This window comes from Streptomonospora halophila (genome assembly GCF_039542725.1).
Classification (GTDB): Bacteria; Actinomycetota; Actinomycetes; order Streptosporangiales; family Streptosporangiaceae; genus Streptomonospora; species Streptomonospora halophila.
Window position 1 is genome coordinate 105,980 of sequence record NZ_BAABIK010000012.1, and the last position, 16,684, is coordinate 122,663.

Consider the following 16,684-nt stretch of genomic DNA (forward strand, 5'->3'; position numbering starts at 1 on the left):
TGGACCGGAGGTCGGCCGTGCTCTACCCATTTGGGCATAGGGCGGGAGCGGGCGGCCCCTCCCGGCGGGCCGCCGCGTCGGGCCGGGGGCTCATCCGGCGGCCGACGGCGGTCCGCCGCGCACCAGCCCGGCCTCGTAGGCGAGGACCGCGGCCTGCACCCGGTTGCGCACGTCCAGGCGGGTGAGGATGGAGCCGACGTGCACCTTGACGGTGCCGGGCACGATACCCAGCCGGGCGGCGATCTCCTCGTTGGACAGGCCCTCACCGACCAGGGCGAGGACGCCCCGCTCCCGCTCGGTGAGCCGGTCGATGCGCTCGCGGGCGGCGGCGCCGCGCGACATCCGCCCGGCGGTGCCGACGGCGCCCAGTTCGGCGATCAGCCGCCGGGCGATCTCCGGTGACAGGTAGGCGCCGCCCTTGGCCACGGCGTGCAGTCCGGCGACCAGGTCCCGCGGGTCGCCGGTCTTGAGCACGAACCCGCTCGCGCCGCCGCTCAGCGCCCGTGCGATATAGGCGTCCTCGGAGAAGGTGGTGAGGATGACCACCGCCGTGGCGGGGTGTCCCGCGGTGATGGCGGCGGTGGCCTCCAGGCCGCCGGTGCCGGGCATCTGCACGTCGAGCAGGGCGATGTCGGGCCGGTGCTCGCCGACCAGGGCGATCGCCTCGGCGCCGTCGGCGGCCTCGCCGACCACCTCGATGCCGGGGTCGGCCGTGAGGATGGCGCGCAGGCCGGCGCGGATCATCGTCTCGTCGTCGGCCAGTACGACGCGGATCACCGGTGAAGCCTCCTCTCCCCCGCCCGGGCCGGGCGACGCGGGCAGCTTACCGGCGCCCCGGCGCGGCGGCGCCGCACTCGGCCCGCCACGGCACACGGCCGGCCACACCGCGCGCTACCCGCGGGCTATGCGGTCCTTGGCCGCGAGGCGCCCCTCGGCGAAGCACAGCCGGTAGACCGGCGGCAGCCCGTTCTCCCATTCCACGAGGTAGAAGCGGCAGGTCGAACCGGGCGGAGCGGGCGGCGGGTCCACCAGGTCGCGGGCGGGGTAGTCGAAGCGGGGCAGCTCGCGTTCGACGGCGGCGCGGTCCTGGCCGACCCTCAGGCGCGCGTAGTCGTCCGCGGGCAGGACGGTGTGGGTACCGACGTAGGCGAGCACGGCGAACCCGGCGGCGACGGCGGTCGCGGCGAGGGCCGGCGGGACGGTCAGCGCCGCCGCCAGCCGCCGGCGGGCGCTGCGGCGCGCCCCGCTCAGCCGCCGCGCGGTCTCGGTGCCCTCGGGTCCGGTTCCGGGGGGCGGCTCGGCGCTGTCGGGGATGTCCGCGGCCACGGCGAAGCCGCGCACGCCGCCGTCGGTCGCCGTGCCCGGGCCGGCGCTGAAGCCGCCGCCCCTTCCTTCGACGAGTTCGCGCAGCCCGGCCAGCCCCGAGCCGTCGCGGACCGCGGGCCCGCGGGGGGCGGCGGCACCCGCGGATCCCGTGTCCGACACCCGCACGCGGGTCACGCCTTCCGCACGGACGAGCCGCACCGTGACGGCGGCGCCGGGGGCGTACCTGGCGGCGTTGGTCAGCGCCTCCTCGACGACGCGGTGCGCCGCCCGCCCCGCGGGGGAGGCGGGGTCGGGATCGGCGCCCTCCCGCAGCAGGCGCACGTCCAGCCCGGCGCGCACCGCTCGGTCGACCAGCGCGGCGAGGTCCCCCTCCCCCTCGGCCCCGTTGCGGGTACCCGCGTCCGCGTCCTCGCGCAGCACCCCGATGATCTCGCGCAACCGCAGGTTGGCGTCGTGCGCGGCGGAGCGCAGCCCCGCCGCCGCCTCACGGGTGCCGCCGTCCTCCGGCGCCATCTCCACGGCGGCGGCGCGCACCGCGATCAGCGCCAGGTCGTGGCCGAGGGAGTCGTGCATCTGCGTGGCGATTCGGGCGCGCTCGCGCAGCCGGGCGCGCTCGGCGTCCAGGTCGCGGGCGCGCTCCATCCGCTCGGCGATCTCCCAGCCCGCCGTGCGCAGCTCGGCGTGGCGGCGCCGGTAGCGACCCAGCAGCCAGGGCGCGAGCATGATCGCGGCGAGCGCCGCCAGACCGCCCGCCCAGTCGGTGACGCCGGTCAGCGTCTCGCGGGCGTCACCCACCCGGATCCAGTTCACCGCGTAGGCCATAAGGGTGGCCAGCGCCGCGGTGGCGAACATCGCGGCCACGGACGCGGTCCGGTCCGAGCGCCGCCCGGCCGAGAACGCCAGCACCGCGCAGGCCACCGCGTAGCTCAACGCCAGCGTCGACGTCAGGGTCAGGGCGATGGCGACGACCTGGGCGACCAGGGCCGCCAGCGCCAGCCCGAGCGCGGCGAAGGGCCGCCGGCGCCGCAGCGCGAAGGCGGCGGCCAGCACCGCCGCCACCGCCGCGACCTCGATGACCGGCGCGGCCCGCACGCCGCCGACCTCCCAGGCGACCAGCGCGACGCAGCCGCCCCACAGCGCGGAGTCCGCAGCCGCACCCCGCCACCGGTCCGCGACGGCCACCAGGCGCATCCACCGCTTCCGCATGCCGCCAGCTTAGGCCGGGGCCGGCAGCACCGGCCTCCTCCCTCGGCAGGGGGTCGGCGGCCCCACCCCTGCCGAAAGTGGGTGCCGGCCTGTGCCCTTCGCGCACTGCGGCGCCCGGCCCCCGGTTCCTAGTGTCGTGGCGTCGACGGAACGAGAACCCAACGAGCACGCGAAGCGAGGACGCCGTGATAAGCCTGCGGAACCTGACCAAACGCTACGGGGACAAGGTCGTCGTCGACCGGCTCTCCGTGGACCTCGCCCCCGGCAAGGTGACGGGGTTCCTCGGTCCGAACGGGGCCGGGAAGTCGACCACGATGCGGATGGTGCTGGGGCTGGACCGCCCCACAGCGGGCGAGGCCCTGGTCGACGGACGGCCCTACGCCGAGCTGCGCCACCCCATGCGGCGGATCGGCGCACTGCTGGACGCCAAGGCGGTCCATTCCGGCCGCACCGCCCGCAACCACCTCACCGCGATGGCGCGCAGCAACGGGCTGCCGGTGCGCCGGGTCGGCGAGGTACTGGAGACCGTGGGCCTGACCGGGGTCGCCGACCAGCGGGCCGGCAAGTTCTCGCTGGGCATGGGCCAGCGGCTGGGCATCGCCGGAGCTCTGCTGGGCGATCCGGAGATCCTGATGTTCGACGAACCGGTCAACGGACTCGACCCCGACGGCGTGCGGTGGATCCGCGGGCTGATGCGCTCGCTGGCCGCCGAGGGCCGGACGGTGTTCGTCTCCAGCCACCTGATGAGCGAGATGCAGACGACGGCCGACCAGCTCGTGGTCATCGGCAAGGGCCGCCTGATCGCCGACGCGCCGATCTCCGAGGTCATCGAGGCCAGCTCGCTGACGGCGGTGCGCGTGCGCACGCCCCGGCCCGACGAGCTGGAGCAGCAGCTGCTGGTGGCCGGGATGCGCGTGGAGCGGCACGGCGGCGACGAGCTGATCGTCACGGGCGGCACGATGGACCGCATCGGCGGCGTCGCCCACCAGGCGGGGGTGCGGCTCAACGAGCTCAGCCCGCGCGCGGCGTCGCTGGAGCAGGCGTACATGGAGCTGACCGCCTCCAGCGTCGAGTTCGGCGCCCCCTCGGGCGCGGCCCCGGCGGAGGGCACCGACGACAGGGAGCGGGTGTGACCATGGCGACCACGGCACAGGAGCGGCGCGGCGAACCGCAGCAGAGCGGCGGCGGACTGCCCGGCGCGATCGCGGCGGAGTGGACCAAGCTGTGGGGGCTGCGCTCCACCTGGCTGTGCCTGGGTGTGGCGGTGCTGCTCACAGGGGGCACCGCGCTGCTGGCCTCCCTGGCGCTGCAGGCGAACGGCACCGCCGACGGCATGACGGCCAACGCGCTGGGATACACCTCGACCCTGCTGAGCCAGTTCGCGATGGTGGCCGCCGCTTCGCTGCTCATCACCGGCGAGTACGCCACCGGGGCGGTGCGTACCACGCTGACGACCGTTCCGGCCCGCGCCCGCGTCGTGCTCGCCAAGGTCGCGGTGCTGGCGGTGACGTCCTTCGCCACCGGGTGCGTAGCCGGGGCGGCGGTCATCGCGGGCGCCGCGGCGGTGGTCGGCGACGTGATGGAATTCGAGGCGGCACACGTGCTGCACGAGATCGCGGGCACCGGCGGGTACTTCCTCGGGATCTCGCTGTTCACGCTGGGCCTGGGACTGCTGGTACGCAGCACCGCGGGCACGCTCAGCATCGCGTTCGGAGTTCTGCTGGCGATCCCGTCGATCAGCCAGATCGTCGGCAACGAAACCGTCACCGCGTTCGTGGACCACACGCCCCCCATGACCGGCGCCTCGCTGATGTCCGGGGCGACGGAGCCCTACGGCTGGGGCACCGGCGCACTGCTGCTGGCCGCGTGGGCGGCCCTGGCCCTGGCCGCCGGCTACACGGCCCTGGCCAGGCGCGACGCCTGACCCCGGCGCACGACCGGCGGCCCGCCCGGACAAAGGCGGGCCGCCGGTTTCGCGTGCCCGGGCCTCCGGCTCGGAGGACGCCGGCTCCAGGGACGCCGGTTGCAGGGCGGCCCGCACACCCGAGCCCCTCAGCGGAGGCGCGCTTAGGGCGGCGGACCGCCGGGCGGCCCCTGGGCGCCGGTCTCGACCAGGCCGGCCTCGTAGGCCAGGATCGCCGCCTGCACGCGGTTGCGCATGCCCAGCCGGTTCAAGACGGCGCTGACGTAGCTCTTGACGGTCCCCTCCACCAGGTACAGGCGCCGGGCGATCTCGGCGTTGGACAACCCGGCGCCTACCAGCGCCAGCACGTCACGCTCCCGCTCCGTCAGCTCGGCGATGCGCGCGCGGGCCTCGGCCCCGCGGCCCATCCGGCCGCCGCTGAGCTCGTCGATGACGTGGCGGGCCACCCGGGGCGCCAGGTAGGCCGCGCCGTCGGCGACCGCGCGCACGCCCGCGACCAGCTCACGCGGGTCGCCCGCCTTCAGCAGGAAGCCTGCGGCGCCGTCGGTGAGCGCGCGCGAGATGTAGGCGTCCTCGTCGAAGGTCGTCAGGATCACCACGGCGGTGGCGGGGACCTCGCGGCGGATCTCCGCGGCCGCGCTCAGGCCGTCGAGGCGGGGCATGCGGATGTCGACCAGGGCGACGTCGGGGCGGTGCGAGCGGACCAGCTCGATCGCCTCCCGTCCGTCGGCGGCCTCGGCGACGACCTCGACGCCGCCGTCGGTCTCCAGGATCGCCCGCACTCCCGCCCGGATCATCGCCTCGTCGTCGGCCAGCAGCACCCGGATCATCCGGACTCGTCCTTTCTCGCACCGCGTGTCTCGTCGCCCCCGCCCGCGGGGTCCTCACGCACCGGAACCGGAACCGGGCAGCGCGTCCTTGGACACCAGCTCGCCGCCGTCGAAGCAGAGCCGATAGGCACCGTACTCTCCGACGAAGACGTCGGCGTGGGTCCGGTAGTAGCGGCAGTCGAACCGCTCCGCCGCCTCGCTGTCGTCCCGTTCCGCCGCGGAGGCGTACTGGCGTCCGGGCAGCAGGGGCTCGACCTCGGCGACCGGGGTGCCTACACGCAGGGAACCGTAGACGGACGGCGGCAGTACGGCGCCGGTGGCGCGCAGGTACTCGCTGCCCGCCGCCGCCAGCACGCCGAGCCCGACCAGCGCCACCGCAGCGGCCGCCATCGCGGCCGTGCGCCGCCGCAGGCTGCGCCGCGCCGCGCGGCGGTGCTCGTCGTGCGGGTCGGGCTCGGGTGCGCAGACCGGTTCGGCGGCGGCCGCCCGCCCGCCCTCCGCCGCAAAGCGCGCGGCGATCGCGAAGCCGCCGGAGCGCTCCCCGGTCTCCAGCGTTCCTCCGGCCAGCCGCACGCGCTCGGCGAGCCCGATGAGCCCGCGCCCGTCCGGCGCGCCCGGTTCGCGGCGCGCGTCCCCGGGCGGCGGTTCGTTGGCGACGGTCACGGCCGTCTCCTCGGCCGAGCGCTCCAACCGGACCCGCACCGCCGCACCGGGGGCGTGCTTGGCGGCGTTGGTCAGCCCTTCCTGGACAACCCGGTAGGCGGCACGGTCGACCATGGGCGCGACGCCTTCCCACGTCCCCGTGCGGTCGAGGACGACGTCCAGGCCCGAGCGCCGCGCGCGCTCCACGACCTCGGCGATGTCCTCTCCCGCGGGAGCGGTGGGTGCCGCCTCGGCGGCCCCGGCCGACTCGCGCAGCACGCCGACGATCTCGCGCAGCCGCTCAGTGGCAGTCGTGGCGTTCTCGCGCAGCTCCCCCGCCGCGACCCGGTGCCGCTCGGCCATATCGGGGGCGAGCTCCAGCGCCCCCGCCCGCAGCGCGATGAGGCTGAGCTCGTGCCCGAGCGAGTCGTGCATGTCCTGCGCGATGCGCGAGCGCTCGCGCAGCCGGGCCTGTTCGGCGGCGATACGCTGTTCGTGCTGCAGCCGGCGGGCGCGCTCCCAGCCGGCCTCGTTGAGGTGCCTGCGCTGGCGCCGGTAACTGCCGCCCATCCACGGAAGCACGAGAGTGAACACGTAGGTGATCACCATGCCCGGCACCTCGATCAGCAACTGCGGATCGAGGGCCGCCCGGACGGCGAGCGCCGCGGCGGCCGCCGCGAAGGCCGCGCCCGCCGGCCACGTACGCGGGTCGCGGCGCCCCGCCAGGTAGCACAGCACGGCCGCGGCGAACGCGCCGTTGGGCGACAGCGCCTCCGACACCGCGAGCGCCAGAACCGCGGCGCCGACCGGATAGGGCCGGCTCACCGCCGCAGCGACGCCGAACAGCACGATCGCCGCCACCGCCTGGCCGGGGGTCTCCGAAGACACCTGGTCCACACCCTGGACGTCGGAGGCCAGGCTCAGGGCCGGCAGAAGGCACAGCACCGCCCACAGCAGCAGGTCGACGAGGACGGTGCGCCGCGTCGGCCGCCCGCTCAGCGGCCGCAGCAGCTCCCTGCCCGCGCGCGCGGCGGCCCCCGGCTGTCCCATGGCCGCGACGCTACCGCGCGGGCCGCACGCGGCGGCACTGCCGAAAGGGGTGGCCCGCCCCTGCCGGACGTGGCACCGGACGCCCACCGGCGGGCACCGTCACAGCAGCGGGCGCAGCGGCTTGAGCAGCAGCTCGCACAGCTTGGCCACCAGCGGGCGCCCGGTCCACTCCTCGAGGGTGAGCAGCCGGGCGTTGGTGGCGTCCTTGGCGTACACCCGCTCCAGGTGGGAGGCCAGATCGTCGTCGAAGACCTCCACGTTGATCTCGTAGTTGCCCGTGAGGCTGAGCCGGTCGACGTTGGCCGTGCCCACCGTCGACCAGCGGCCGTCGATGGTGGCGGTCTTGGCGTGCACCATGGCGTCCTGGTACAGGCACAGCTTCACGCCGCCGCGCAGCAGCTCGCCGTAGAACCCCCGGGAGAGCCAGTCGGCGACGACGTGGTTGGAGCGCTCCGGCACCAGGATGCGCACGTCCACCCCGCGTTGTGCGGCACTGATCAGGGCGCGCAGGATCTCGTTGTCGGGGATGAAGTAGGCCTGGGTGATGTAGACGTGCTCGCGCGCCCGGTCGATGGCCTCCAGGTACATGCCGCGGATCGGGTAGATCAGCAGCTCGGGGACGTTGCGGTGGGCGCGGATCGTGGGCGACCACTCCGGTGTGCCGGTGTCGGGGATGACGGGCTGGTCCTCGGTGCGCAGCATGTTCCAGAAGTCGCGGAACGCGTTCTCCAGCTCCCACACCGACGGCCCCGACACCCCCAGGTGGGTGTCGCGCCACTGGGTGGCGTAGACCGAGCCCACGTTGTAGCCGCCGACGAAGCCGACCTCGCCGTCGACCGTGAGGATCTTGCGGTGGTCGCGCCCGGACTTGCGCACGTCCAACAGGAGCACGCCCGGCCGCAGCAGCGGATAGACCAGCGTGTGGATACCGGGCGGGAACCGGAGGAACCTTCGCGGCACGACGAGGTTGGCGAAGGCGTCGTAGACGACGAAGACCTCGACGCCGCGCTCGGCCGCCTCGATCAGCGCGCGCTTGAACCGCCGCCCGGTAGCGTCGCCCTTGACGATGAAGGACTCGAACATGATGCGGTGGCGGGCGCCGCGGATCGCCTCCAGCATGTCGCGGTAGAGGTCCTCGCCGTAGGTGTAGACGGTGAGCTCGTTCGCGCCGACCGGCAGCGCCTTGGGGGCGGTGCGCGGGAAGTCGGCACGCAGCGGGCGCACCCGCTTGCGCCACTGGTTGACGGCGACGAGGCCCAGGACCACTGCGAGCTGGACGCCCAGGGCGCCCAGCAGCGTGCGCAGGAGCACGCGGGCGAGCGGGATGCGTTTACGGGGCATCGTGCTGTCTCCAGTCGGGAGTCTCCCCCGGCCGGTGCCGCCGGCCGCTACGCCCGCGCTCGGCGGCGGTTTCGGTCGGCAGCGTCGATCGAGGCGTTACGGCCTTTTCACAGTACCGTGCCGCTGCGCACGTCCCCGGGAGGTGCGGCGCCGCCGCCGGGTCCGCCCAGGCCGGCGGCCGCCCTCGGCGTTGCGGCGCGCTCGGAGCGCGGACCCCTCCGATGACGGCCTGAGGCGCGCTCACCCGCAGCGCTGCGCGCGGCGCAGCGGCGCCCGGCACTCGGTCGCCCACCGCGCCGCCGACGGCCGGGGCGGGGCGCGACCGCCTCAGCACCGGTCCGGGGGCGGCCGGCGGTCGCCGACCCCGTCGGCGCCGGGGCGACGGCGCCGCCGACCGGGCGCAGGGTCGGCCGGGACGGCGGCCCGGGCCCGAACGGGACCGGCGGCGGCGTGGTCGGGGCGGGTTTCGGTTCGATCCCGCTCGGGCCGGGCCGCCTGCCGGGGCGCCCGCTCCGAACCGATGGAGCTGCCCGGCCCGGCCGGGCAGGCTGCCGCGGGCGTGTACGCGAAGCGCTACGGCATCGAGGCACCGGCGTCTGCGAGCGGGCGGCGGCCGGACCCGTCACGGGCCGCGCGGTCGCCGTGCCGTGACCCCTCCCGGACCGCGAGCGCGGCTCCGCGCGGCGGCGCCCCACCGGGGCGGCCCTACTGCCGCGCCGCCGGCTCCCGGCGGGCGGCGTGCTGTGGAACGCCCGTGCGCCCCGCCCGCCCCGCCGCTAGGCTGGGTGGTATGCACAAGCGACATTGATCCTCACCCGCATCCGAGGCGCGGCTCGCCCGCGCACTGTACGCGTACACCTTCCTGGAGGACCTGGTCCTCCTGTACCCGGTCTACGCGCTGCTGTTCGCCGACTCCGGGCTGGGCCCCGCGCAGATCTCCTCGCTGTTCGCGCTGTGGTCGGCGACCGGCCTCCTGCTGGAGATCCCCTCCGGCGTACTGGCCGACCTCTGCTCCCGCCGCGCGCTGATCGCCCTCGCACCCCTGCTCAGCGGAGCGGGCTTCGCGCTGTGGACGTTCGCGCCCTCCTATGCCGCCTTCGCCGCCGGCTTCGTGCTCTGGGGCACGGGGTCGGCCATGCGCTCCGGCGCCCTTGAGGCGCTGGTCTACACCGAGCTCACGCACCTCGCCCGCACCGCCGCGCCCGACGCGGCCGGGCCGGGACGCGCGGCCGCCGCCGCGTGGGTGACCGCGGCCTACACCCGGCTGATCGGGCGCTCCCGCGCAGCCGGCACCACCGCGATCATGGTCGCCTCACTGGCCGCGGTCCCGGTCCTGGCCTGGGGCGGCTACACCGCGGCGGGCGCGGCGAGCATCCTGGCGACGCTGCTGTGCGCGGCCGCGGGCCGGGCGCTGCCCGCGGGCGGCGAACGCGGACGCCGCGCGGCGCGGCGCCGCGGGAACACCGGCGGGGGCCGCCGCCCCTCACGGCCGCTGCGCTCGGCGGTCGCCTCGGCCGCCGGGGTGGCCGGGCGCGCGTCGGCCGAGATCCGCGCCTCCGGCCCGGCCCGCCGCGCGCTGGTGCTGCTCGCGGTACTGGTCGGCCTGTCCGGGGCGCTGGACGAGTACGTGCCGCTGCTGGCGCGCTCGACCGGTCTGAGCACGCCCGCCGTCCCCTTGGCGCTGCTCGTCGTCTCGGCGGGCGCGGTGGTGGGCGGCTGGCTGGCCGGCCGCCACACCCGCCACACCGCTCCGGCGCTGGTCGTCGCCGCCTGCTGCATGGCCGCGGGCGCCGGAGCGGGCCACCCCGCAGGGCTCCTGCTGCTCGCCGTCGCCTTCGGTGTGAGCGAGTGGGCCGGCGCGGCCGCCGAGGCGCGGCTCCAGGACAGCGTCGGCGAGGAGGCGCGGGCCACGGTCGCCTCCTTCGCCGGGTTCGGCGCCGAGTCGGTGACGGTGCTCGCCTTCGGCGCCTACGCTCTGGGATCGGTGTGGCTCGCCCCCGCCGCCCTGTTCGCTCTGGCCGCGCTGCCCTACCTCGCCGCGGCCGGGGCGCTGCGCCGGCGGTGACCGCATCCGGTCGGCGCGGCGCGCCGCGGAATCGTCCGGGCACCTCCGACGCTGTCCGTGTGGGGCCGGCCGACCGCCGACCCTGCAGCACGCGACGAAGGAGGGCGCCAATGCCGAACGGAAACGACGCGGGCGGCGATGCCGCCTACACCGAGGGGATCGAGCGGGCGCTCGTCGTCATGGCCCACCCCGACGACGTCGACTTCGGCTGCGCCGGCACGGTGGCGCTGTGGACCGACGCCGGGGTCGAGGTGACCTACCTGATGGTGACCGACGGCGAGGCGGGCGGCGACGACCGCACGGTCGACGCCGACGCCATGGCGGCGCTGCGCCGCGACGAGCAGCGCAAGGCCGCGGCGGCCGTGGGTGTGCACGACGTCCGGTTCCTGGGCTACGCCGACGGCCGCGTGCTGCCCACCCTGGAGCTGCGCCGCGACATCGCCCGGGTCATCCGCCTAGTCCGCCCGCAGCGCGTGGTCATCCCCAGCCCCGAACGGGACTGGAAGCGCATCGCGCCCAGCCATCCCGACCACCTGGCCACCGGCGAGGCCGGGATCAACGCGGTCTACCCCGACGCCCGCAACCCGCACGCCCACCCGGAGCTGCTCGCTGAGGAGGGCCTGGAGCCGTGGAAGGTGCCCGAGGTCTGGCTGGCGCACGGCCCGTCGCCCGACCGCTTCACCGACGTCACCGGCGTCTTCGACCGCAAGCTGGCCGCGCTGTCCTGCCACGCCAGCCAGATCGGCGACATCGGTGAGCTGGCCGGGTTCCTGCGGCCGTGGCTCGCCGAGAACGCGGCGGCGGGCGGTCTGGGCGAGGGGCGGCTGGCCGAGACCTTCCAACACGTCGACACGCGTTAGCGAACACGCGGCACACGCGATAGTTGTTGGGGTGTCCGTTGGTTAGCAGGGGCACGGGGCGCCCCGCCCCGGCCGACCCGACCACTCCAGGAGGTTCGACGTGCCACAGCCGCCTTCCCCCTACGATTTCCTCCCCGCCGTCCCGGCGTTCACCGTGTCCAGCGACGACGTCGCCGACGGCAAGACCCTGCCCACGCCGCAGGTCAGCGGCATCATGGGCGCGGGCGGCGGGGACGTCTCGCCGCACCTGTCGTGGACCGGCCACCCCGAGGGCGCCCGCAGCTTCGCGGTCACCTGCTTCGACCCCGACGCACCCACCGCCAGCGGCTTCTGGCACTGGGTGGTCTGCGACATCCCCGGGAACGTCACCGAACTGCCCTCCGGAGCCGGCGACGAGAACGGCTCGGGCCTCCCCTCGGGCGCACTCACCCTGCGCAACGACGCCGGCGCCCGGCGCTACATCGGCGCGGCCCCGCCCGGGGGCCACGGCCCGCACCGCTACATGTTCGCGGTGCACGCGGTCGACGTGGAGTCGCTCGGCCTCGACGAGTCCGCCACCCCGGCGTTCCTCGGCTTCAACCTCTTCTTCCACGCGATCGGGCGCGCCCTCGTCGCACCGGTCTACGAGCTGAAGTGACCTTCGAGCCCCGCGCTTAGCGGCGGCTACGGCCGCGGCCCCGCCGGGGGCGCTTCACGAAGGGCCCCCGGCCCGGCGTCGGGGCGGTATTCACGTTCCTCGCATAGTCTCCGTGCGGACACGGGGATCTCCGACACGGATGGGGTGCTTGCCGGCATGGAAACCGGGGTCTCGGACATCGAGGCGGTCGTCTTCGACTTCGGCGACGTCATCTCCCAGTCTCCGCCGCCGGAGGACCGGGCGCGGATGGAGCGGCTCGCCGGGGTCCCGGCCGACGACCTGTGGTCGGCCTATTGGAGCGAGCGCCGCGCCTACGACCGGGGGGTGAGCGCCCGGGAGTACTGGGGCGCCGTCGCCCGGCGCGTGGGCGCCGACTGGGACACCGCCACGCTGCACGGGATGTGGGCGCTGGACGTGGGCTCCTGGCTGCACGTACGCGGGGACACCGCCCGCGTCCTGGAGCTGCTGGCGCGGCGCGGCGTGCGCTCGGCGCTGCTGTCCAACGCGCCGGTCGGCATCGCCGCCGCGCTGCGGCAGTCGCCGGTGATGTCGGGGTTCGAGGCGCTGTTCTTCAGTTGCGACCTGGGCCTGTGCAAGCCCGAGGCCGCGATCTACGAGCACGTGCTGGAGGCGCTGGGCACCGCGCCCGAGCGCACCGCCTTCGTCGACGACCGCGAGGAGAACGTGCTCGCGGCCAAGCGCCTGGGGATCTCCGCCCACCACTACGCGGGCGGCGGCGACCTGGTGTCGTTCCTGGTCGGCCACGGCCTGCTCGACTCCTCCGACAGCGGGGCGCCGACACCGCGGTAGCGGCCCGCGGCCGACACGCCGATCGGCGCCGCGCTCCCGCGGCGGCACGGCTGGCGCGGCGCCCGGCACGCCCGGCACGCCCGGTGCCCGCCCACTACGCCGGGCGGCCCCGTTCGGTTGTCCCGGGAACCGGAACCGGCCACCTGCGGTTTCAAAGGGCGTTCGCGGTCTAGGCTCGAGGGGACGGCGCGTATCCGCTCGTCACCGCCACCGCCCGATCGGAGACGCTCCACCTCACCTTGCCCGCCTTGGGGACGCCGCCCCGCGGGGGGCGGTGCCCGGCCTCGCCGCGTACCGCACCCAGCAGCCCCGAACCGACGCACCACAAGAGCCGGCCCCAACGGAAAGGTCCATCGGTGTCCGCTGCAGAAGAGCCCCGCCAGCCCACCGTCGTCGTCACCACCGCAGGCGCTCCCCAGACCCCCGGAACCATCCAGCACCTCCAGCGGCAGGGCTACCGCGTGGTGGCCACCGACATCGACCCCGCCGCCCCCGGCCTGTACCTGGCCGACCGGTGCTACCTGGTCCCGCCGGGCTCAAGCGAGGCCTACCTGCCCGAGATCCGCGGCATCTGCCTCAAGGAGGGGGCCTGCGCCGTCGTCCCGCTGGTCGACGAGGAGCTGGTGGCGGTCTCGCGCCTCACCGACGACGGCATCGCGGTGCTGCTGCCGCGTCCCGGGTTCGTGGCCACCTGCCTGGACAAGTACACCCTGATGCACCGCCTCGGCGACGCGGGCCTGCCGGTGCCGCGCACCCGGCGGGCCGCGGAGTGGACCGGCCCGCCCGGGCGGCCGATCATCGTCAAGCCGCGCTCCGGGCGCGGCAGCCGCGGCGTCGTGCGCCTGGACTCGGCCGAGGATCTGGGCGCGCTGCTGGCCGAGAGCGACCGCCCCGCGGACGAGCTGATCGCCCAGGAGGCCGTCGGCGGCACCGAGTACACGGTCTCGGTGGTGGTCTGGCGCGACGGTTCGGTGCAGGCCGTGGTGCCCAAGGAGGTCGTCCTCAAGGTGGGCGTCACCAAGTACGCCGTCACCCGCCGGCACGCGCGCATCGCCGAGGTGTGCCGTGCGGTGCAGCAAGAGCTGCGCGCCGACGGGCCCTTCAACGTGCAGCTGGCCCTGGACTCCGGCGGCGAGCCGCGGATCTTCGAGATCAACCCGCGCTTCTCCTCCACGGCGCCGCTCACGCTGGCCGCCGGCGTCGACGAGGTCGGCGGGCTGCTGGGCCAGGCCACGGGGGGCGGCCCCCGCCTGAGCGACGACTGGCGCGAGGGAGTGGTCATGGTCCGGCGCTGGTCCGACGACTTCGTCGACGAGGCGCGCTTCGCCGGCGCCGGCCTCACCCCTGCGCCCTCCGCCGCGGCCGAGCCGGCCGTGGGCGCGGTCGGCACGTGAGCGCCGGCGCCGAGACGGGGCGGGCCGCAGGCGCCGCCGCGGGGGCGGCCGCGCTGCTGGCGCCCGCCGAGCGGGCGGTCCGCGAGGTGGGGGCGCTGCTGCGCGCCTGGCGCAGCGATCCCCGGGTTACCTCGGGGGTGTGGGAGGGCGACCAGTTCAAGGCGCGCGCCGACGCCATGGCCCACGACGAGCTGAGCGCCCGGCTGCGCCGCGCCGCGCCGGACGTGCCCGTGCTCAGCGAGGAGGACCCCGCCGGGCTCTCGGGGCGGCGCCCCGAGCGCTACTGGCTGATCGACCCCGTCGACGGCACCGCCAGCTACGTGCACGGGTTCGGCGGCTACGTCACCCAGGCGGCGCTGGTCGAGGGCCGCCGGCCCGTGGCCGCGGCCGTCTTCGCGCCCGAGTCCGGCCGCTGCTACACGGCGGTGCGCGGCCGCGGCGCGGCGGTGGACGGTGAGCGCCTGCGGGTGTCGGCACCGGACACGGGAGCGGGGGTGCTCACCGACAACACCCCCGAACCGCGCGGCATCGCCCGCGCCGCCTACCAGCGCTTCGGCTGCTCCGGCTACCTGGAGTCCGGCAGCATCGCGCTGAAGCTGTGCCGCATCGCCGACGGCGGCGCCCACCTGTTCGTCAAGGACGTCGCGGTGCGCGACTGGGACGTCGCGGCACCGGCGCTGGTGCTGGAGGAGGCCGGCGGCGCGGTCCTGCGGCTGGACGGCGGCCGCTTCGACTACACCGGCTCCTTCGAGGGCACCGGTGTGATCGGCGCGGTGGACGGCGCCACCTGCGCCGGCGTCGCGGCCTGGCACCGCGGGCGAGGCGGGGGCGCGGGGTAGGGGGCCTCCTCCACCGGGCCCGGCGGCTGGTACCGAGGTATCACCCGCCGGGGGGAAAACCCGGCCTCAGGAGGGATCCCCGGGGCCCGTGTCCGCGTCTAAAGTGGGCGAAAGGGAATCGGAGAGACCGGGAGGAGGCGTGAAAGGTGAGTGCCGATCTCACGCCGCACGATGAGCTCCGCGCTTCGGACGCCGACCGCGACGCCGTCGCGCGCCGGCTGTCCACCGCGCTGTCGGAGGGCCGCCTGGACATGGCCGAGTACCAGACTCGGCTCGACTCGGCGATGGGCGCCGTCACCAGGGGCGACCTCGTCCCGCTGACCGTCGACCTCCCCGACCCCGATACCCCCGGCAAAGGCCCGGTCGACCTCGCCCGCACCGGCGCGGAGAACGCCCCGCCCTCCTGGCGGGAGCGCACCGGCAGGTGGCAGACCTGGACGGGCGGGGCCGTGCTGATGATCGCCATCTGGCTGGTCACCAGCGTCGCCTCGGGCGATCTGCAGTACTTCTGGCCGGCGATGCCGCTCGCCATCTGGGCCGTGGTTCTCTTCTCCGGCGGCGGCTGCCGCCGCTGACCCGAAGGCCCCGCACTCCGCCGCTCGCACCTCCCGCTGCACCCGCCCCTCAGCTCCGCCGCTTTTCTCCCGCGCGTGCGCGGCGTATCGTGAAATTCCCATCATCGTGCGGCAGGGGGTGGGCGTTGGACGAGGAACGCGTCCCGGTGAGCCGGATGCGCGCTTCGGATGCCGACCGCGATGCCTGCGCCGAACGCCTCGCGACGGCGCTCTCCGAAGGCCGTCTCGACCTCGACGAATACGAGCGCCGACTGGACGAGGCGATGGGCGCCGTGGTCGTCGGTCAGCTGCGGGCGCTCACAGCGGACCTCCCGGAGCCTCCGCCCCCGGCCGAGCGCGACGACTCCGAACCCGTGCCCGTCGGCTCATCCCGCTCTTCCCTGGTATCTCCGTGGAAAGACTGGGTAGACGAGTGGCGATGGTGGCTCGGGGGTGCGGTCATCATGAGCGGCATCTGGGGGGTCACCAGCATCATGGGCGGCGACCTGCTGCCGTACTGGCCGCTGGTCCCGCTGGGTATCTGGGCGGCGATCCTGGTCGCCGCCGCCATCTGGCCCGATGAGAACTCCGGGTCGCGCAGATGAGCGTCACCACTCCGGCTGGAGGGATCGACGAGCATGGACGATCAGTACTTGCCCCCGGACCAGATGCGGGCCGCGGACTCCGACCGCGACGCCTGCGCCGAGCGCCTGGCCGTCGCCCTGCGTGAGGGCCGGCTCGACCTCGACGAGTACCAGGAGCGCCTGAACACGGCGATCCGCGCGAAGACCATGGGCGAGCTGTGGCCGCTGACCCGCGACCTTCCGGAGCCTCCGGCGGTTCCCGAGCCGGCCGAGCCCGCAGTCCGCAACGGGCGCAGCACCGAATGGCACGACCGGCTGGAGCCCTGGCGCGGGCTGGCCGCCATATCGGTGATCCTCATCGGGATCTGGGGGGTCACGAGCGTCATCGCCGCCGAGCCGCTGCTGTTCTGGCCGATGATCCCCATCGGGTTCATGTTCCTGTTCACCCTGGCGGGCGCGATCGCCGGAACCGCGGGCGACCGACACCGCGACGGCTGCTAGGCCGCCGCCCCGGCCGACCGCGGTCGACCGCGGTCGGTCGCGGCGGCGGGCTTCGTCGGACCGAGCGCCCCGCACGCGTGCGGCGGGGCGTCCCTGCGACGGACGCGAACGGCCGCGGGCC

Annotated in this window: 16 protein-coding genes; 11 read left to right on the forward strand and 5 right to left on the reverse strand. The window is 75.5% G+C overall.

Features of this window, described 5'->3' with window-relative positions:
• Positions 1 to 90 precede the first annotated feature (90 nt).
• Both ABEA15_RS12255 and ABEA15_RS12260 read right to left on the reverse strand, forming a co-directional pair.
• Positions 91 to 777, reverse strand: a complete 687-nt coding sequence (locus tag ABEA15_RS12255) for a response regulator (protein ID WP_345556728.1) — start codon at positions 775 to 777, stop codon at positions 91 to 93.
• A gap of 114 nt (positions 778 to 891) precedes the next feature.
• Positions 892 to 2,532 carry a sensor histidine kinase gene (locus ABEA15_RS12260; protein WP_345556729.1) on the reverse strand — a complete coding sequence of 547 codons (1,641 nt, stop codon included), beginning with the start codon at positions 2,530 to 2,532 and terminating at the stop codon, positions 892 to 894.
• A 185-nt stretch (positions 2,533 to 2,717) separates the two neighbouring features.
• On the opposite strand from ABEA15_RS12260, the gene ABEA15_RS12265 reads away from it, so the two are divergent.
• Together ABEA15_RS12265 and ABEA15_RS12270 are read left to right on the forward strand one after the other, a co-directional pair.
• Positions 2,718 to 3,665 carry an ABC transporter ATP-binding protein gene (locus ABEA15_RS12265; protein WP_344147381.1) on the forward strand — a complete coding sequence of 316 codons (948 nt, stop codon included), beginning with the start codon at positions 2,718 to 2,720 and terminating at the stop codon, positions 3,663 to 3,665.
• Positions 3,666 to 3,667: 2 nt separating this feature from the next.
• Positions 3,668 to 4,456: an ABC transporter permease gene (locus ABEA15_RS12270; RefSeq protein WP_345556730.1), complete on the forward strand. Its 789-nt coding sequence runs from the start codon at positions 3,668 to 3,670 to the stop codon at positions 4,454 to 4,456.
• A 143-nt stretch (positions 4,457 to 4,599) separates the two neighbouring features.
• Here the strand turns inward: ABEA15_RS12270 and ABEA15_RS12275 are convergent, their stop codons facing one another.
• The 3 genes from ABEA15_RS12275 to ABEA15_RS12285 form a co-directional block, all read right to left on the reverse strand.
• Positions 4,600 to 5,286 (reverse strand): response regulator transcription factor, encoded by a 687-nt coding sequence (locus ABEA15_RS12275; RefSeq protein WP_344147386.1) that lies wholly within the window; start codon positions 5,284 to 5,286, stop codon positions 4,600 to 4,602.
• A gap of 54 nt (positions 5,287 to 5,340) precedes the next feature.
• A complete protein-coding gene (locus ABEA15_RS12280; protein ID WP_345556731.1) occupies positions 5,341 to 6,978 on the reverse strand; it encodes a sensor histidine kinase in 1,638 nt (545 codons plus the stop codon).
• A 99-nt stretch (positions 6,979 to 7,077) separates the two neighbouring features.
• Positions 7,078 to 8,319: a phospholipase D-like domain-containing protein gene (locus ABEA15_RS12285; RefSeq protein WP_345556732.1), complete on the reverse strand. Its 1,242-nt coding sequence runs from the start codon at positions 8,317 to 8,319 to the stop codon at positions 7,078 to 7,080.
• Between the two features lie 1,135 nt (positions 8,320 to 9,454).
• Here ABEA15_RS12285 and ABEA15_RS12290 point away from each other — a divergent pair.
• The 9 genes from ABEA15_RS12290 (at position 9,455) to ABEA15_RS12330 (ending at position 16,563) form a co-directional block, all read left to right on the forward strand.
• Positions 9,455 to 10,384: an MFS transporter gene (locus ABEA15_RS12290; RefSeq protein ID WP_345556733.1), complete on the forward strand. Its 930-nt coding sequence runs from the start codon at positions 9,455 to 9,457 to the stop codon at positions 10,382 to 10,384.
• A gap of 110 nt (positions 10,385 to 10,494) precedes the next feature.
• Positions 10,495 to 11,244: a PIG-L deacetylase family protein gene (locus tag ABEA15_RS12295; RefSeq protein WP_345556734.1), complete on the forward strand. Its 750-nt coding sequence runs from the start codon at positions 10,495 to 10,497 to the stop codon at positions 11,242 to 11,244.
• A gap of 100 nt (positions 11,245 to 11,344) precedes the next feature.
• Complete coding sequence (locus tag ABEA15_RS12300; protein WP_345556735.1) at positions 11,345 to 11,881, forward strand: YbhB/YbcL family Raf kinase inhibitor-like protein; 537 nt, start codon at positions 11,345 to 11,347, stop codon at positions 11,879 to 11,881.
• A 156-nt stretch (positions 11,882 to 12,037) separates the two neighbouring features.
• The gene (locus tag ABEA15_RS12305; RefSeq protein ID WP_345556736.1) at positions 12,038 to 12,691 is read left to right on the forward strand and encodes an HAD family hydrolase; all 654 of its coding nucleotides are present in this window, start codon (positions 12,038 to 12,040) and stop codon (positions 12,689 to 12,691) included.
• Between the two features lie 356 nt (positions 12,692 to 13,047).
• Positions 13,048 to 14,085, forward strand: a complete 1,038-nt coding sequence (locus ABEA15_RS12310; RefSeq protein WP_345556737.1) for an ATP-grasp domain-containing protein — start codon at positions 13,048 to 13,050, stop codon at positions 14,083 to 14,085.
• Between the two features lie 53 nt (positions 14,086 to 14,138).
• Complete coding sequence (locus tag ABEA15_RS12315; protein ID WP_345556759.1) at positions 14,139 to 14,924, forward strand: 3'(2'),5'-bisphosphate nucleotidase CysQ family protein; 786 nt, start codon at positions 14,139 to 14,141, stop codon at positions 14,922 to 14,924.
• A 146-nt stretch (positions 14,925 to 15,070) separates the two neighbouring features.
• The gene (locus ABEA15_RS12320) at positions 15,071 to 15,499 is read left to right on the forward strand and encodes a DUF1707 SHOCT-like domain-containing protein (RefSeq protein WP_344147410.1); all 429 of its coding nucleotides are present in this window, start codon (positions 15,071 to 15,073) and stop codon (positions 15,497 to 15,499) included.
• Positions 15,500 to 15,654: 155 nt separating this feature from the next.
• Positions 15,655 to 16,083, forward strand: coding sequence for a DUF1707 SHOCT-like domain-containing protein (locus ABEA15_RS12325; RefSeq protein WP_345556760.1), 429 nt, complete (start codon positions 15,655 to 15,657; stop codon positions 16,081 to 16,083).
• Positions 16,084 to 16,116: 33 nt separating this feature from the next.
• Positions 16,117 to 16,563 (forward strand): DUF1707 SHOCT-like domain-containing protein, encoded by a 447-nt coding sequence (locus ABEA15_RS12330; protein ID WP_344147413.1) that lies wholly within the window; start codon positions 16,117 to 16,119, stop codon positions 16,561 to 16,563.
• The last annotated feature ends 121 nt before the right edge of the window (positions 16,564 to 16,684 follow it).

Bases quoted from the DNA above. Each gene is read 5' to 3' on its own strand.
- ABEA15_RS12330 (WP_344147413.1), top strand. From the start codon at position 16,117: ATGGACGATCAGTACTTGCCCCCGGACCAGATGCGGGCCGCGGACTCC.
- ABEA15_RS12280 (WP_345556731.1), bottom strand. From the start codon at position 6,978: ATGGGACAGCCGGGGGCCGCCGCGCGCGCGGGCAGGGAGCTGCTGCGG.
- ABEA15_RS12285 (WP_345556732.1), bottom strand. From the start codon at position 8,319: ATGCCCCGTAAACGCATCCCGCTCGCCCGCGTGCTCCTGCGCACGCTG.
- ABEA15_RS12260 (WP_345556729.1), bottom strand. From the start codon at position 2,532: ATGCGGAAGCGGTGGATGCGCCTGGTGGCCGTCGCGGACCGGTGGCGG.
- ABEA15_RS12270 (WP_345556730.1), top strand. From the start codon at position 3,668: ATGGCGACCACGGCACAGGAGCGGCGCGGCGAACCGCAGCAGAGCGGC.
- ABEA15_RS12325 (WP_345556760.1), top strand. From the start codon at position 15,655: ATGCGCGCTTCGGATGCCGACCGCGATGCCTGCGCCGAACGCCTCGCG.
- ABEA15_RS12290 (WP_345556733.1), top strand. From the start codon at position 9,455: ATGCGCTCCGGCGCCCTTGAGGCGCTGGTCTACACCGAGCTCACGCAC.
- ABEA15_RS12275 (WP_344147386.1), bottom strand. From the start codon at position 5,286: ATGATCCGGGTGCTGCTGGCCGACGACGAGGCGATGATCCGGGCGGGA.
- ABEA15_RS12295 (WP_345556734.1), top strand. From the start codon at position 10,495: ATGCCGAACGGAAACGACGCGGGCGGCGATGCCGCCTACACCGAGGGG.
- ABEA15_RS12305 (WP_345556736.1), top strand. From the start codon at position 12,038: ATGGAAACCGGGGTCTCGGACATCGAGGCGGTCGTCTTCGACTTCGGC.